Origin of the sequence: Streptomyces sp. NPDC005648, from assembly GCF_040605395.1 — a bacterium.
Classification (GTDB): Bacteria; Actinomycetota; Actinomycetes; order Streptomycetales; family Streptomycetaceae; genus Streptomyces.
The window spans coordinates 22,461-37,747 of the sequence record NZ_JBEXCS010000044.1 but is presented as its reverse complement, the minus strand read 5'-3'; the positions used below and the strand labels follow the sequence as shown (position 1 = coordinate 37,747).

At 71.3% G+C, this 15,287-nt stretch carries 13 protein-coding genes and 1 pseudogene; 4 read left to right on the top strand and 10 right to left on the bottom strand.

Annotated features, from left to right (window positions below; genetic code table 11):
• Nucleotides 1–205 precede the first annotated feature (205 nt).
• Nucleotides 206–1,333: a metallophosphoesterase gene (locus ABZT17_RS24415; RefSeq protein WP_356351741.1), complete on the top strand. Its 1,128-nt coding sequence runs from the start codon at nucleotides 206–208 to the stop codon at nucleotides 1,331–1,333.
• A 1-nt stretch (nucleotide 1,334) separates the two neighbouring features.
• Here the strand turns inward: ABZT17_RS24415 and ABZT17_RS24410 are convergent, their stop codons facing one another.
• Nucleotides 1,335–2,102, bottom strand: a complete 768-nt coding sequence (locus ABZT17_RS24410; RefSeq protein WP_356351740.1) for a class I SAM-dependent methyltransferase — start codon at nucleotides 2,100–2,102, stop codon at nucleotides 1,335–1,337.
• 108 nt (nucleotides 2,103–2,210) lie between these two features.
• Here ABZT17_RS24410 and ABZT17_RS24405 point away from each other — a divergent pair.
• A pseudogene (locus tag ABZT17_RS24405) lies at nucleotides 2,211–3,142 on the top strand (IS5 family transposase).
• Nucleotides 3,143–3,315: 173 nt separating this feature from the next.
• Nucleotides 3,316–4,860 (top strand): cellulase family glycosylhydrolase, encoded by a 1,545-nt coding sequence (locus tag ABZT17_RS24400; RefSeq protein WP_356351704.1) that lies wholly within the window; start codon nucleotides 3,316–3,318, stop codon nucleotides 4,858–4,860.
• A gap of 144 nt (nucleotides 4,861–5,004) precedes the next feature.
• On the opposite strand, the gene ABZT17_RS24395 is transcribed toward ABZT17_RS24400, so the two are convergent.
• Nucleotides 5,005–5,424, bottom strand: coding sequence for a helix-turn-helix domain-containing protein (locus ABZT17_RS24395; protein ID WP_356351703.1), 420 nt, complete (start codon nucleotides 5,422–5,424; stop codon nucleotides 5,005–5,007).
• Between the two features lie 92 nt (nucleotides 5,425–5,516).
• On the opposite strand from ABZT17_RS24395, the gene ABZT17_RS24390 reads away from it, so the two are divergent.
• On the top strand, nucleotides 5,517–6,461 hold the full coding sequence (locus ABZT17_RS24390; RefSeq protein WP_356351702.1) for an NADP-dependent oxidoreductase: 945 nt from the start codon (nucleotides 5,517–5,519) through the stop codon (nucleotides 6,459–6,461).
• A gap of 22 nt (nucleotides 6,462–6,483) precedes the next feature.
• Here the strand turns inward: ABZT17_RS24390 and ABZT17_RS24385 are convergent, their stop codons facing one another.
• From ABZT17_RS24385 to ABZT17_RS24350, 8 genes are all read right to left on the bottom strand, one after another.
• A complete protein-coding gene (locus tag ABZT17_RS24385; protein WP_356351701.1) occupies nucleotides 6,484–6,966 on the bottom strand; it encodes a hypothetical protein in 483 nt (160 codons plus the stop codon).
• Between the two features lie 84 nt (nucleotides 6,967–7,050).
• The gene (gene serC / locus ABZT17_RS24380; RefSeq protein WP_356351700.1) at nucleotides 7,051–8,169 is read right to left on the bottom strand and encodes a phosphoserine transaminase; all 1,119 of its coding nucleotides are present in this window, start codon (nucleotides 8,167–8,169) and stop codon (nucleotides 7,051–7,053) included.
• A gap of 87 nt (nucleotides 8,170–8,256) precedes the next feature.
• Nucleotides 8,257–9,534 carry a cytochrome P450 gene (locus ABZT17_RS24375; protein WP_356351699.1) on the bottom strand — a complete coding sequence of 426 codons (1,278 nt, stop codon included), beginning with the start codon at nucleotides 9,532–9,534 and terminating at the stop codon, nucleotides 8,257–8,259.
• 64 nt (nucleotides 9,535–9,598) lie between these two features.
• Nucleotides 9,599–10,816: a cytochrome P450 gene (locus tag ABZT17_RS24370; RefSeq protein ID WP_356351698.1), complete on the bottom strand. Its 1,218-nt coding sequence runs from the start codon at nucleotides 10,814–10,816 to the stop codon at nucleotides 9,599–9,601.
• Complete coding sequence (locus ABZT17_RS24365; RefSeq protein ID WP_356351697.1) at nucleotides 10,813–11,433, bottom strand: ATP/GTP-binding protein; 621 nt, start codon at nucleotides 11,431–11,433, stop codon at nucleotides 10,813–10,815. Before ABZT17_RS24365 ends, ABZT17_RS24370 begins: the two co-directional genes overlap by 4 nt.
• On the bottom strand, nucleotides 11,414–11,761 hold the full coding sequence (locus ABZT17_RS24360; RefSeq protein WP_356351696.1) for a DUF742 domain-containing protein: 348 nt from the start codon (nucleotides 11,759–11,761) through the stop codon (nucleotides 11,414–11,416). The genes ABZT17_RS24365 and ABZT17_RS24360 overlap by 20 nt, the downstream gene beginning before the upstream one ends.
• Nucleotides 11,758–12,171: a roadblock/LC7 domain-containing protein gene (locus ABZT17_RS24355; protein WP_356351695.1), complete on the bottom strand. Its 414-nt coding sequence runs from the start codon at nucleotides 12,169–12,171 to the stop codon at nucleotides 11,758–11,760. Before ABZT17_RS24355 ends, ABZT17_RS24360 begins: the two co-directional genes overlap by 4 nt.
• Nucleotides 12,168–15,140, bottom strand: coding sequence for an ATP-binding protein (locus ABZT17_RS24350; protein WP_356351694.1), 2,973 nt, complete (start codon nucleotides 15,138–15,140; stop codon nucleotides 12,168–12,170). The genes ABZT17_RS24355 and ABZT17_RS24350 overlap by 4 nt, the downstream gene beginning before the upstream one ends.
• Between the last annotated feature and the right edge of the window lie 147 nt (nucleotides 15,141–15,287).

The following is a 15,287-nucleotide window of genomic DNA, read 5'->3' as shown; positions in this document are numbered from 1 at the left end:
GTTGTAGACAGCGCGGTCGCTGCCGTCTTCGGCGGCCGCGGTGCGAGGATGGAGCGGTCAGCTTTTCGGGAGTGGATGCGGGGTACAGAAGGTGCTCGACGATCAGCCGGCGCAGGCCGCAGCACAGGAGATACCGGTCCTCGCGACACCGGCCTCGCCCGCGGAACCCGGGGCGCGGGAATCCGCGACCACCGCGCGCCGGTGGATCGGCGGGTTCGTCGTCCTCGCGGTGCTGCTGCTGTTGTTCCTCCTGCCCTGGTGGGTACTACTGGCGTCCGGCGCTCACTGGCCGTTCCCGGTCGTGCTGGGCGGCGGTGTCCTGTTCGGGGCCGCGCTGCTCGCGTTCCCGGCGCTGATGGCGCTGGGGCACGGCCGTCGGCGGCTGGACTGGGCGGCTCGTACGGGCGACACCATCCTCGGTGTCATCTGGGTGCTCTTCGCCTGGTCGGCCCTGGGAGGCGTGCTGCGACTCGTCATGGTCGCCGCGGGGGCGGGAGGCCGGACACCGGCCAGGGCGGTGTCCGTCGCGGTGACGGCAGTCGCCGTGGTGCTCCTGGCGTGGGGCTGGACGGAGGCGATGCGGCTGCCCCGGATCCGGGAGGTCGAGATCGCACTCCCCCGGCTGGGCCCCGGGCTCGACGGCACCCGCGTGGTCGTCCTGACCGACACCCACTACGGGCCGATCGACCGGACCCGGTGGTCGGCGCGGGTCGCGGACGCCGTCAACGCCCTGGCGCCCGACGTGGTCTGCCACGCGGGTGACATCGCCGACGGCACGATCGCCCAGCGCCGCGAGCAGGTCGCGCCCCTGGCCACCATCCGGTCCGGCCTGGCGAAGATCTACGTCACCGGCAACCACGAGTACTTCGGGGAGGCCCAGGGCTGGCTCGACCACATGGCCGGGCTCGGCTGGGAGTCGCTGCACAACCGTCACCTCGTCGTCGAACGCGGCGGCGACCGGCTCGTGCTGGCGGGAGTGGACGACCGTACCGCCGCCTCTTCCGGACTGGCCGGACACCACGCCGATCTGCCCGCCGCCCTCACCGGCGCCGATCCCGCCCTGCCGGTCCTGCTGGTCGCCCACCAGCCCCAGCAGGTGTCCCAGGCCGTGGCCGCCGGGGTCGACCTCCAGATCTCGGGCCACACACACGGCGGGCAGATCTGGCCCTTCCACTACCTCGTACGCCTCGACCAGCCCGTGGTGCAGGGTCTCAGCCGCCATGGCGAGCGGACGCAGCTCTACACCAGCCGCGGTGCCGGCTACTGGGGGCCACCGTTCCGGATCTTCGCCCCGAGCGAGATCAGCCTTCTCGTCCTGCGCTCGTCCACCTGAGTCATGCCGGGTGATGCGCGGTGTAGACGGTCGCGGTCATCGGTGCCGTCACCGGGCCGGTGCCGAGGCGGTCCGTCATCTTCTGCGTGACGGCGGCTCGGACGGCCCGCGCATCCTCCCGGTCGTGCACGGCGGCGCTCACCGGTGTGCCGGTGAGGAAGCCGGTGGCGACGGAGGCGGCCGACTCCGCGACACCGTCGAGCGTGAGCTCCTGGACGGTGGCCAGGGTCAGACCGGCGGCCTCGACATCCGCGGCGACCTGGGCGGGATCGGTGTAGCCGTGGGGCACGTCCTTCAGGAAGGCCGGCGCCCCGCCGGGCATGGACTCCTCCAGGGCGGCCTGGAAGGCTGCGTCGAAGCCGTGCGAGGCAAGCGGGCCCCAGCTGTTGAACAGGAACCGCCCCTGGGGGGCCAGTACCCGGGACACCTCGGCGTAGGCGGCGGGCCTGTCGGGGAAGAACATCACGCCGAACTGGCACAGAACGAGGTCGAAACCGCCGTCCTCGAAGGGCAGTCGCTGGGCGTCCGCCTGCCGCCAGTCCGCGCGTGGCTCCCGCGCCGATCCGGCGGCGACCATCGTCTCGTTCAGGTCGGTGGCCACCACCGAGGCCGTCGGCACCGCGGTGAGCAGGGCGGAGGTCAACACGCCCGTGCCGGCGGCGAGTTCCAGTACGGTGCGGGGCCGCAGCGCCGCCGCCCTGGCGGCCAGGTCCTCGGCGAACGGCTGGAAGAGGACCGGCACCAGGTGGCGTTCGTAGGCCTCCGGCATGGACTGTGTCCAGCGCCGGTTCACATCGTCTGCGTTCACCGCACCGACACTAGGCGCTGTTTCTCGGATCTCCCTCCCTGGGTGGGGTGTTGAGGGCAGGCTGACTCCATGGGACGCGGAGATCTGACGAATGCGGAGTGGGATCGACTGGAGTCGTTCTTACCTCGCGGTGGTGCACGTGGGGGCCGGTGGAGCGATCACCGACGGGTGATCAACGGTGTGCTCTACCGGGTCCGCACGGGGGTGCAGTGGCGGGATCTGCCGGAGCGATTCGGGCCGTGGGAGACCGTCTACAAACGCCATCGCCGCTGGTCAGCGGACGGTACCTGGCAGATGCTGCTGTCGAAAGTGCAGACCGCCGAGGACGCCGCGGGCCACATCGACTGGGAGGTGTCCGTGGACTCCACGGCGGTGCGGGCTCACCAGCACGCCGCCGGCGCGAGGAAAGCACCGCCCGCCGCGGGCCCTCAAAGGGGGGCCCTTCCGCGGACGAACCAGGTCGATCCGGTTCTTCGGAAACTGGCCGTCCGGCTGGAGGAGGTGGTCCAATCGGCGAGTGCCTGGGACGCTCCCGCGGCGGCTTCACCACCAAGATCCACCTCGCAGCCGACGGACGATGCCGGCCCCTCGCCCTCCTCCTGACACCCGGACACTACGGTGACGGCCCCCAACTGCAGCCTGTCCTGCAGCAGGTGTCGGTGCCCCGCAGCGGCGTCGGCCGACCTCGCAGCCGACCCGACCATGTCCTGGCCGACAAGGCCTACACGTCCCGCGAAAACCGCCGCTACCTGCGAAGGCGCGGCATATCGCACACCATCCCCGAACGGCTCGACCAACGCAGACACCGACGCAACCGCGGTTCCCAGGGCGGCCGTCCCACCAGCTTCGACCGCGAACGCTACAAGAAGCGCAACACAGTTGAGCGTGCCATCAATCGCCTCAAAGGCTTCCGCGCCGTCGCCACGCGCTACGACAAACGGGCCTACACCTACCTCGGCACAGTCACCCTCGCAGCACTCATCATTTGGCTCCGCACGTGATCCGAGAAACAGCGCCTAGCGGGGTCGGCGACCGGCCGGCGCCGCCTTGTCCCGTGCGGGCATGTCCATCCTATTGACGTGACCATGGCGTGTCTGTTTCCTGGTGGGTGCGTGGAGTTGTGGGAGCGCTCCCACTTGTTCCGGGCCCGCGCCTCCCGAGAGGAAGCAGCGACATGTTCCGCAGCCTGCGAAGAGTGCTGTGTGCTGTTGCCGCGGCGGTTCTGCTGCCGTTGGGCGGTGTCGGTGTCGGTGTCGGTGTCGGTGTCGGTGTGCGTACGGCGGAGGCAGCCGAGGCGCCCGGCGCCGGGTACTGGCACACCAGCGGCCGGCAGATCCTGGACGCGGCCGGGCAGCCGGTCCGGATCGCCGGGATCAACTGGTTCGGCTTCGAGACCGGGAACCACGTCGTCCACGGCCTCTGGTCGCGCGACTACAAGAGCATGATCGACCAGATGAGGTCGCTCGGCTACAACACCATCCGGCTGCCGTACAGCGACGACATCTTCAAGTCCGCCACCGTCCCCAACAGCATCGACTTCAGCGGCGGCAAGAACGCCGATCTGCAGGGCCTCGACTCCCTCCAGGTCATGGACAGGATCGTGGCGTACGCCGGTCAGGACGGGCTCAAGGTCATCCTCGACCGGCACCGACCGGACGCGGGCGGCCAGTCGGCGCTCTGGTACACGGCCTCGGTGCCGGAGTCGACGTGGATCGCCGATCTGAAGGCCCTCGCGGCCCGTTACAAGGGCCAGGACACCGTCGTGGGCATCGATCTGCACAACGAGCCGCACGATCCCGCCTGTTGGGGATGTGGGGACGCGGCGACCGACTGGCGGCTCGCGGCTCAGCGGGCCGGGAACGCGGTGCTGTCGGTCAACCCCGACCTGCTGGTCTTCGTCGAGGGCGTGCAGACGTACGGTGGGGTGTCGGGGTGGTGGGGCGGCAATCTGATGGGAGTCGCCCAGTATCCGGTGCAGTTGGACGTGGCGAACCGGATCGTGTACTCCGCGCATGACTACGCCACCAGCGTCGCCCAGCAGCCGTGGTTCAGCGATCCGTCCTTCCCCGCGAACATGCCGGGCGTCTGGGACAAGTACTGGGGCTACATCTTCAAGCAGAACATCGCTCCGGTGTGGGTGGGCGAGTTCGGCACGACGCTGGCGTCCACGACCGACCAGAAGTGGCTGGCGGCACTGGTGAGTTACCTGCGGCCGACGGCGACGTACGGGGCGGACTCCTTCCAGTGGACGTTCTGGTCGTGGAATCCCAACTCCGGTGACACGGGCGGGATTCTGAAGGACGACTGGGTGACGGTGGACACCGTGAAGGACGGCTATCTGGCGAGCGTGAAGGCACCGCTGTTTCCGGGCACCGGTGGCGGCACCGGTGGCGGAGGCGGGGGCGGCGGGGGAGGCACGGCCGCCTGCTCGGCCGCGTACACCGTGAGCAGCGACTGGGGGAGCGGCTTCAACGCGGAGGTGAAGGTGACCAACACCGGTACCACCGCCATCAGTTCATGGAAGGTGACGTGGACCTGGAGCGGCTCGCAGCAGGTCACCTCGATGTGGAACGCGTCGTACACCCAGAGCGGCGGGACGGTCACGGCGGTGAACGCCTCGCACAACGGGACTGTGCCGACCGGAGGTTCGACAAGCTTCGGCTTCGGCGGCGCGCCGGGCGGGGGCGGGGCGCCTGGCGTGAGCTGCTCGGCGGGGTGACGGCTCCGCCGCCGATCGCCGACGGCGGGTTAGCCCGTACGGCTGATCATGCGGTCATCCGCACGCGTTTCGCGTGTTCGCTCGATCACGTTCCGTCGCATGGTCGCCCGGCCGTGAACACTGGAGAGTTCGCGGGGCGCCCCTTCATCGCCGCACCGGTTCCACCTCATCCCGCTCTGTCCGTTCGTCGAACTCCTCGCGGGCCGACTGGATCGCGGTGATGTTGGTCTGGGACCAGTCGGTGATGGTCTGAAGGAGTGCGCCCAGCTCTCGTCCGAGATCGGTGAGTTGATACTCCACGCGGGGTGGGACGGTCGGGTACAGGGTGCGGTTCAGTAGGCCTTCGCGTTCCAGGGTGCGGAGGGTCTGGGTGAGGACCTTCGGGGTTACGCCGTCCAGGCGGCGGCGTAGTTCGGCGAAGCGCATGGGGCGGCCGTTCTCCAGGGCCACCAGCACCAGCATCGTCCACTTGCTCGCGATCACCTCCAAGACGGCACGGGTCGGGCAGTCGCGGAGGAAGACGTTCACGCCGCCGTGTTCTCTGAGGTCGAAGCCGGTATCCACGAGGAACCTCGATATCAGACAAGTGCCTTCTTCCGTGGGGTCATCGGGCAAGTGAGCATGGGGATGTCCTGATCCGGCGACGAGGAGTTCCCATGTCCACCCGCAGTCGTATGCACGCTGTCGTCCAGACCGAGTTCGGCGGGCCGGAGGTTCTGCGCCGGGTCGAGACCGACGTGCCGTCCCCCGGGCCGGGAGAGGTGCTGGTGCGGGTGGGCGGTGCCGGGGTCAATCCCGGGGATGCCGTCCTGCGGGCCGGGCGGGTACCGGAGTTGGTGTCGTTGCCCTGGACGCCGGGCAATGACGTCGCCGGTGTCGTCGAGCGGGTGGGCGAGGGGGTGGCGCGGTTCGCGCCGGGGGACGAGGTGTACGGCATGCTGGGCCTCGGGCCGCGCGGCGCGTACGCCGAGTACACCGCCGTAGCCGCCGACGCACTGGCGCTCAAGCCGAAGAACCTCGGCCTCGCGGAGGCCGGGGCCGTGCCGCTCGTGGCCATCACCGCTTGGCAGGCGCTTGCCGGGCTCGCACAAGTCCAGCCCGGCGACCGGGTGTTGATCCACGCGGCGGCCGGCGGCGTCGGCCATGTCGCCGTCCAGCTCGCCAAGGAACTCGGCGCCCATGTGATCGGTACCGCCCGCCCTGCCAAGCACGGGTATCTGCGGGACCTCGGCGCCGATGAGCTGATCGACTACACCGCCGTCGACTTCCGAAGCGCCGTGGCGCCGGTGGACGTCGTGCTTGATCTCGTCGGCGGTGCCTACGGGGCCCGCTCGCTCGACGTGCTGCGGCCCGGCGGGCTGCTCGTCGGCGCGTCGATCGACCCCGGGACGGACGAACAGCAGGCCGCCGCACGCGGGTTGCGGTACGCGTGGGTGACCGCCGAGCCTTCCGGGCGGACCCTGGAGCCGATCACCGACCGTATCGAGTCGGGCCGGCTCCGGGTGACCGTGGAACGCACCTATCCGCTGGCGGAGGCCGCCGCCGCGCACCGGGCGATCGAGGAGAGGCGGACCACCGGGAAGCTCGTCCTGGTGCCGTAGGGGTGAACGCGGGGCCGCTCGGTCAGCCGCGCACCGGGATCAGCCCGTGCAGTCGGCGTGGCTTGGGGGCGTCGAGCATGCTGACGCCGTTGTAGCGGCGGCCCCGGAGGTAGAGCACCGGAGCGGCGACGAAGGCGACGAACACCGAGACGACACTGACGGGGAACAGGGTGGGCAGGGACTGCCCCTCGGGGAGGGTCTTCCCGCCCTCGTGGACGGCGTAGCCGAACGCCAGGAGGAGCACGACCACGGACACGGCGGCCAGCACCAGCAGGATGGCCGCGGTCCTTCGGGTCCGGGCCTCGTCGCGCACCTCGGCCAGCAGGGACGCCTCGCACTCCGGGCAGGTCAGCTCGACGGTGTGCTTGCCGGACGCCGGCCGGCGCACCCGGTAGACGCTGTCCCGCCAGGTGATCCTGCGGGTCCTGGTCAAAAAGCCGGTCGTCCTGTCACTGAGGATGTGGCGCACGGCGACCTGCACGGTGCCCGGTATCGGTCTGTTCATGCCACGGCCGTACCCAACGCACAGGGCCCTGTCACCGACAGGGCCCTGCAACATGCTGCACAACTGTCCCGGTGGACCAGGGAGTTACAGCTTCTCGATCACATGGTCGACGCACTTCGTCAGCGCCTCGACGTCCGCCGGGTCGATCGCCGGGAACATCGCGACCCGCAGCTGGTTGCGGCCGAGCTTGCGGTACGGCTCGGTGTCGACGATGCCGTTGGCGCGCAGCACCTTGGCCACGGCGGCCGCGTCGACCTCGTCGGTGAAGTCGATCGTGCCGATGACCGCCGAGCGCTTGGCGGGGTCGGTGACGAACGGGTTGGCGTACTTGCTGTCCTCGGCCCAGCCGTAGAGCGTGCGGGCGGAGGTCGCCGTGCGGCGGACCGACCAGTCCAGGCCGCCCTGGCCGTTGAGCCACTCCAGCTGCTGGTTGAGCAGGAAGAGGGTGGCGAGGGCCGGGGTGTTGTACGTCTGGTTCTTGCGGGAGTTGTCGATCGCCGTCGGGAGGGAGAAGAACTCCGGGACGTGGCGGCCGGACGCGTGGATACGCTCGGCGCGCTCGATCGCGGCCGGGGAGAAGACACCGATCCACAGGCCGCCGTCGGAAGCGAAGGACTTCTGCGGGGCGAAGTAGTAGACGTCGGTCTCGGCGATGTCGACGGGCAGACCGCCGGCGCCGCTCGTGGCGTCCACCAGCACCAGCGCGCCCTCGTCGGCGCCGGCCACGCGCTTGATCGGCGCGGCGACTCCGGTGGAGGTCTCGTTGTGGGTGAGGGCGTAGACGTCGACGCCCTCCTGCGCGACCGGCTCGGGGTGCGTGCCCGGGTCGGAGACGATGACGTCCGGCTCGGCCAGCCACGGGGCGAGCTTGGCGGCCTTGGCGAACTTCGAGCTGAACTCGCCGAAGTTGAGGTGCTGGGACCTGTTCTCGATCAGACCGTGGGTCGCGACGTCCCAGAAGGCCGTCGAGCCGCCGTTGCCGAGGACGACCTCGTAGCCCTCGGGGAGCGAGAACAGCTCGGAGATGCCCTCGCGCACCTTGCCCACCAGGTTCTTCACCGGAGCCTGGCGGTGGGAGGTGCCGAGGAGAGAGGTACCGGTGGCGGCCAGCGCGTCCAGCGCTTCCGTCCGCACCTTGGAGGGGCCCGCGCCGAATCGACCGTCGGCGGGCTTGATGTCAGCGGGAATCTGGATCTCAGCCACGAGCCGGAGCGTATCTCCTCGGCGAAACCGGACGGAAACGTGTCCGTTCGATGAGACGGGATCTCCGGCCCGTGGACATGCGGTGATCTACGCCCTGGTCGGCCGCACCGGCAGCTCGAACAGGTCGTTCTGCGTGACCACCGGCTTGTTGCGGAGCTCTGCCGCCGGGACCGCCAGGTCGAGGTCGGGGAAGCGGGCGTAGAGGGCCGGGAGGGCGACCGCCGCCTCCAGGCGGGAGAGGGCCGCGCCGGGGCAGACATGGGGGCCGTGGCCGAAGGAGATGTGGCGGTTGGCGGAGGCGCGGGTGATGTCGAAGTCGGCGGCCGTCGGGCCGTGGGCCCGCTCGTCGCGGCCGATGGCGGCGTACGACACGATCAGCGCGTCGCCCGCCGGGAGCACCGTGTCGCCGACCCGGACGTCCTCCGTCGCGAAGCGGATCAGGACGTGGGAGGTGGGCGTGGAGTGGCGGAGGGTCTCCTCCACGACCGCCGACCAGTCCGCCTCCCCGGACAGCACCAGGGCGCGCTGCCCGGGGTGGAGTGACAGCTGGACCACCGCGTTGACGATGAGCGAGATCGTCGTCTCATGGCCGGCCGCGACCATCAGCTGGAGCGTGGAGACGATCTCCTCGTCGGTGAGGTGGTCACCGTCCTCGGAGGCCAGGATCAGGGCCGAGGTGAGGTCGTCGCCGGGCGCGGCGCGCTTGGCCTCGACCGTGTCCGCCATGATCCCGGCCAGCTCGGTGAGGGTGGCGACGACCTCGGCGGGCGGGGTCTGCGTCGAGAAGAACTTCTCGAAGAGCTCCTTGAGCCGCGGCAGCCGCGCCTCGTCGATGCCCATGAGGTCGGCGATGACGTACATCGGGAGGGGGTACGCGAAGGACGCCTTCAGGTCTACGACACCGTCGGCGGCGTCGGCCGCGTCGGCCGCGAGACGGTCGAGCAGGCCCTCGGTCAGCTCGGCGATCCGGGCCCGCATCGCCTCCACCCGGCGCGGGGTGAGCGCCTGGGCGACCAGCGTGCGCATACGGCGGTGATCGGCGCCGTCGACGGTGAGCATGGAGCGGCCGGGGTTGGCGAGGCCGATCAGCGGCCAGTCCGGGGCGATCTCACCGCGCCGCCAGGCCCCCCACACGTTGATGTCCTTGACCAGGCGCGGGTCGGTGAGCAGCTGTTTCGCCTCCGCGTGGTGCGTGACCGCCCAGACGGGGACGCCACCGGGGAGTTCCACGGCGGCCAGCGGACCGGCCGCCCGGAGCCTGGCGCTCTCGCCGTCGAGGTCGGTGACGAAGGGGTCGAGCGCTATACGGGTCCCTTCCGCGGGGACTTCTTCCGCGGGGGTCTCTTCGATACCGGTCGTGGTCATAGGGGCGTACCTCCAAGGGCCGGGGTCGGTCGGAGTGCGCGTGTGGGGGAAGGGCCGGGGTCGGTCAGAGGGCGGGTACGGGGGTGAACCGGACGGGCAGTTCGGCCAGTCCGCGCAGCCAGGGGGAGGGGCGGCGCGTCAGGGCCTCGGCCGGGACGGCCAGGTCGATGTCGGGGAGGCGGTCCAGTACGACCTCGATGGCCGTGCGGGCGACGACCTCGGCGACCTCCTGGGCCGGGAAGGGGCATCTGTGCTCGCCGTGCCCGAAGGAGAAGTGCGCGCTGTTGCCGCCGGTGAGCGCGGAGCCGTCGGTACGGACCTGGGGGTCGGAGTTGGCGCCCTGGAGGCCGAGCAGCAGCAGGTCGCCTGCGCGGATACGGCGCCCGCCGAGCTGGGTGTCGCGGGACGCCCAGCGACCGGCGACGTTCTGTGTGGGCGCGTCCTCCCACAGCACCTCGTTCATGGCGTCGGCGACGCTGTTGCGCCCGCCGAAGAGGGAGGCCGCGAACCGCTCGTCGGTGAGCATGAGATGGAGGGAGTTGCCGATCCAGTCGGCGGTCGGCTGGTGGCCGGCCGCCATCATCACCATCAGGTCCTGGATGATCTCGTCGTCGCCGAAACCGGAGGTGTTCGCGAGCATCCTGGACACGACGTCATCGGCGGCGTACGCCTGCCGGTCGGCCACCAACCGGGCCATGGACGTGGACAGATGGGTCTGGCCGGCGATGGCCCGCTCCCGGCCGTCGACCATGTCGTTGAGCGCGGCCACCAGCCCCGGCCCCTGCTCGTCCGGGAAGCCGTAGAGGCGGGCCAGGACCCGCACCGGGAGCAGCATGGCGTAGTCGGTGACCAGGTCCGCCTCGCCCTCGGAGCAGATCGCGTCGATCAGCTCGTCGGCGAACCGCTCGGCGTAGCCGCGCAGCGCGGACGGGTCGACGGCCTCCAGAGCGTCGCTGATCATCGCGGCGCGCTCGCGGTGGCGTTCGCCGACGGTGTAGAGGATCGACGGCTGCCGGCGGCCGATCATCGGCAGCAGCGGCCAGTCGGCGGGGATGCGGTCCCACTGGTTCCACAGGTCCGAGTCGCGGCTGAACAGCACCGGATCGCCGGTGACCTGGTGCAGTTCGCGGTAGCCGAGGATCAGCCATGCCGGTACGTCGCCGTCGAGCAGCACCGGCGTCACCGCACCGTGCTCGCGTCGCATCTCCCGGTACAGCTGCGCCGGTTCGGTCTGGAATCTGGGTCCGCCGAGCGGTACGGGGGCGGTGGGTGCGGCGGTCACAGCGCCAACTCCTCCTTGACTGACGGGATGTGGGCGGCGTGCCGGTTTCTGACGTGCTGGACCAGGGTGATCAGGACCCGCTTGCCGGAGGCGCGGGAGCGGGCGTCGCAGTCGAGCAGCGGGATGTGCGGGTCGAGGTCGAGGGCCTCGCGGACGTGTTGAGGGGTGTGGGCCGGGCCGCCGAAGTCGTTGCAGGCCACGATGAACGGCGTGCCGCGCTGCTCCAGCCGGTCGATGGCGTACCAGGAGTCGTCGATCCGGCGGGTGTCCACGAGGACGACGGCGCCCAGTGTCCCGGCGAACAGCCGGTCCCAGAGGAACCAGAAGCGTTCCTGGCCCGGTGCGCCGAAGAGATACAGCACATTGCGGGAGTCCAGCGTGATGCGCCCGAAGTCGAAGGCGACGGTGGTGGCCCGCTTCTCCCGCACCTCGCTGATGTCGTCGATGTGCTCGCCGGCGCGGGTCATCGTCTCCTCGGTGCTGAGGGGACGGATCTCGCTGACGGAACGGACCAGCGTGGTCTTGCCGACGCCGAAGCCGCCGACGACCACGATCTTCAGGCCGTTGTCGGCCAGGGCACCCAGCGGGGTGCGCGCGTCAGAGGTTGCGGAGTCCAACGAGCACCTGTTCCAGGACGTCGGGATCGATGACGGCGGCCTTCTTCGGATGGCGGGCGCTGACACGGCCCGCCGCGAGGAGGTCGGACAGCAGAACCTTGGTGATACTGACGGGAAGCCGTAGCTCGGCAGCCAACTCGACTACGGCGACCGGGAGTTGGGCGATCCGCAGGATGGTGGCGTGCTCCGACTGCATGCCGGGCCTCGGGTCGGACTCGGCGACCACGAGGGTCACCAGGTCGAAGGGGCTGTCCGGGGCGGAGCGGGTGCGGCCACCGGTGAGGGTGTAGAGGCGGTCGGGTGAGTCGTCCCTTCCAGGGCGACTCATGAGTTCCGGGGCTGTGCGCTGAGGTACCGGCCGAGCTGCTCCACGAGCTCGCTCATGTTGTGCCCGACCAGCCCGGCGTCCGCGTCCTCCGCGGTCACGACGGCCAGATGGGCCCCGTCGCCGGCCTCGACGATGAACAGCACCCCGCCGTAGAACTCGGTCATCGCCGACCTGACACCCCCGCTGCCGTCCCCGAACTCCACCGACGCGCCGTGCGACAGCGACTGGATCCCGGCGGCGATCGCGGCGAGCTGGTCGGCCTGGTCGACGCTCAGCTCGGGCGTCCGGCACAGCTTCAGCCCGTCCCGCGACAACACGAGCGCGTGCCGCGCCCCCGGGGTCCGCTCCAGGAGCCCCTCGATGAGCCAGGTGAGCTTCTCGTCGGCGGTACTCGTACCGGTGCCGGTCATGAGGTGGCATCGCCTTCCGGGTGAGAGGGGGTGCTGTCGCTTGCGGGGGTGTCGTGCGCGCCGGTGGTGGGCTCGGGGGTGCGGGTTTGGGGCGCGTGTACGGGGGTGTCGTGCGCGCCGGTGGTGGGCTCGGGGGTGCGGGGGTGGGGGGCGTGCGTTGCGGGTTGGGGCTCGGGGGCGTGTACGGGGGTGTCGTGCGCGCCGGTGGTGAGCTCGGGGGCGCTGGGATGGGGGGCGTGCACGCCTGTGGTGGGCTCCGGGGGGCGTACGCGGGTGGCTTGTGGGTCGGCGTCGGGCTCCGGTGTGCGTACGCGGGTGTCCGGTACGCCGGTGTCCCTGGCCGGCGCCGGTGTGCTCAGGTCCGAGAGGGAGCCTCGGACAGCCCGGCGGAAGCTGCTGAAGCGGGCGGCACGGGCCAGCGGGTCGTCCAGGGAGACGGGGAAGGGGCGCGGCGGCTCGGCGTCGGGGAAATCCACGTCACGCGCGCGTATGCGTTCCCGCTCGGCCTCGACGGCACGCGTGCGTGCCCGCTCCCGCTCCGACTCGGCCTCCGCGAGCGCCTGGCCGCGGCGGCGCTTGGGAAGCCCGTCGGGGAGAGAGCCGGTGCCGCGATCCCGGGCATGGTGACCGGGGAGGGTTTCCTGGGCGGGGTCGGCGACGGGGGAGTGGTGGGCGTCGGCGGCGGCAGGCCGGACGTCGAAGGGCGTGCCGGCGCTCACGCCGCCGGCCCAGCCTTCGACCGCGGACCCTGCGCGTCCCCCGGCCCATGCGCCCGCACCGTCCCCGGCCCCCGCACCGGCTCCTGTGCCTGCACCGGCCCCGGCTCCTGTGCCCGTGCGTTCGGTCATTCCTGTGCCTGGGTTTTGGCCGGTCCTTGTGGCTGTGTCTGTTCCGGTGTCTGTGCTCGCGCGCCATCCGGAGCCCGTGCCGATGCGCTCGGAGATTCCGGAGCCCGTGCCATCTCCGGTCCCTGCAACCGCGCCTGCTCCGGCGTCGCTGCCCGCGCGCTCTCCGGTCCCTCTGCCCGTACCCTCGCGGACTCCTGTGCTCGCGCCCTGGCCGGTCCCTGTACCCGTGGCTGCTCCGGCGTCTGTGCCCGAGGGCGTGCTCGCTCCGGCCCCTGCGGCAGCGCCCGTGTCCTCGCCCGTTTGGGCCGCTGTGCCAGTGGCCGCACTGGACCCCTTGTCAGCGCCCTTGCCCCAGGCCTCGCCGATGCTGATCCCGGTGCCGGTGCCTATCCAGGTTCCGGTGTCTCTCGCCGTGCTCTCGGCCGTCCTCCCGCCAGGGGCGAGGGCGTCGTAGGACACCTGTGGCTTCCCGGCGGCCCTCAGCCGCGCCTCATCGGCGACGACCGAGCCCGCCTCCCCACCCGGGGACCCGACCGCCTCCCCACCCGGGGACCCGACCGGTACCCCATCCGACAGCCCGACCGTCACCCAGCCCGAGGACCCGACCGCCTCCCCGCCCGGGGACCCGACCGGTACCCCATCCGACAGCCCGACCGCCACCCAGCCCGGGGACGCGACCGCCTCACCGCCCGAGGACCCGACCGGTACCCCATCCGACGGTCCGACCGTCACCCGGTCCGACAGGCCGAGCGGTGCCCCGGTCGGCGTTTTGATCGGCACGTCGTTCGATGGAGTGGACGGTGTCGGCTGCTTTGGAGCGGGTGGTGTCGGCTGCTTTGGTGGTGTCTCCGGTAGGGGGAATCCCTCCGGAACCCGGGGCGACCCCTGTTCCGGCACCAGGATGTCCTGTGGGACCAGCATCAGCACGCCCGTGCCGCCCCGGGCGGACGGGCGGTAGGACACCTTCAGGCCGTACTTGCGGGACAGCCGCCCCACGACCGCGAGACCGAGGCGGGTGCCGGTGAGGCCGCCGAGGCCCTCCGTGTCGCCCGCCACCGCCTTCTCGGCACGGCGGAGCTGGACGTCTCCCATGACCAGCCCGCTGTCCTCGACGGAGACGATGACGCCGGCCGGCACCTCCTCGACGTAGACATGCACTTCGGCGGTCGGCGGCGAGAAATTGGCCGCGTTGTCGAGGAGTTCGGCGAGGGCGTGCATCACGCCTTCTGCGGCGTGCCCGGCGACGGCCGCCTCACAGGCGGAGTGCACACGCACCCGCTGGTACCCGCTGATCCGCCCCATCGCCCCGCGCAGGATCGACTCCATCGCGATGGGACGGGCCCAACGGCGCCCGGAGCGCGCCCCGGTGAGCACCGCGACGGAGTCGGCCAGCCGACCCGCCTGCGCGGTGCGGTGGTCGAGGTGGAGCAGGTCGGCGAGGACGTCCTCGTCACCGTGCCGCTCCTCCATGGCCCGCAGATCGGCGAGCATCCCGGTGGCCAGGGCCTGCATCCGGCCGGCCGCGTTGGCGGTGGCCGACACGGCGGTGGCCCGGTCGTGGTCGGCCCGGCGGACCTGCTCGGCCAGACGCCGGTTCTCGGCGGCGAGACGTGCCCGCTCCTCGGCCAGCTCAGAGGTCAGCCGCGCCCGTTCCGCCGCCGAATCGTCCGTCAGCCGGTCCCGTTCCTCCGCGAACCCGGCCGTCAGACGACTCCGTTCCTGCGCGAACCCCGCCGTCAACCGGTCCCGCTCCTGGGCCAGTTCGGCCGCCGACCGGGCCCGCTCACGGGTCAGTTCCTCGGTCAGCCGCACCCGCTCCTGGTCGAACTCCGCGCTCTGCCGGATCCGGTCCTGCAGCAGCCGCCCGGTGTCCGCGGTGACCGCCTCCAGCCGCCGGCGCGCGATCCGGGCCGTCTGGTACGCGTGCGTGGCCACCGCGACGGCCGCGCACAGCAGGAGCGCCCCGCCACCCCCGCCGAGCGCCAGCGCGACCCGCTGCGAGTCCGGCACACGAGCCACCGCTCCGGCCACCGCGAGCGCGGCCAGCACGGCGGTGAGCAGCGGGGCGGGCGCGAGGGTGCGCAGGGAGGGACGTTCGCCGGGCTGGAGGGGGGCGGTCATGAGTCGGTCCTCGGTAGGGGTCCTCGGTCGTCCTTGTCCGTGCCTGAGCGAGCCGTGTCCCGATCCCTGGTCCTGGGCGAGAAGAGACAGCTGTTGCTCAACTGGCCGTCACTATATGGGAGTTCGTGATCGAATTGGGAAGGTTCC

Bases quoted from the DNA above. Each gene is read 5' to 3' on its own strand.
- ABZT17_RS24410 (WP_356351740.1), bottom strand. From the start codon at position 2,102: ATGCCGGAGGCCTACGAACGCCACCTGGTGCCGGTCCTCTTCCAGCCG.
- ABZT17_RS24390 (WP_356351702.1), top strand. From the start codon at position 5,517: ATGTCCACCCGCAGTCGTATGCACGCTGTCGTCCAGACCGAGTTCGGC.
- ABZT17_RS24360 (WP_356351696.1), bottom strand. From the start codon at position 11,761: ATGAGTCGCCCTGGAAGGGACGACTCACCCGACCGCCTCTACACCCTC.
- ABZT17_RS24355 (WP_356351695.1), bottom strand. From the start codon at position 12,171: ATGACCGGCACCGGTACGAGTACCGCCGACGAGAAGCTCACCTGGCTC.
- ABZT17_RS24385 (WP_356351701.1), bottom strand. From the start codon at position 6,966: ATGAACAGACCGATACCGGGCACCGTGCAGGTCGCCGTGCGCCACATC.
- ABZT17_RS24375 (WP_356351699.1), bottom strand. From the start codon at position 9,534: ATGACCACGACCGGTATCGAAGAGACCCCCGCGGAAGAAGTCCCCGCG.
- ABZT17_RS24400 (WP_356351704.1), top strand. From the start codon at position 3,316: ATGTTCCGCAGCCTGCGAAGAGTGCTGTGTGCTGTTGCCGCGGCGGTT.
- ABZT17_RS24350 (WP_356351694.1), bottom strand. From the start codon at position 15,140: ATGACCGCCCCCCTCCAGCCCGGCGAACGTCCCTCCCTGCGCACCCTC.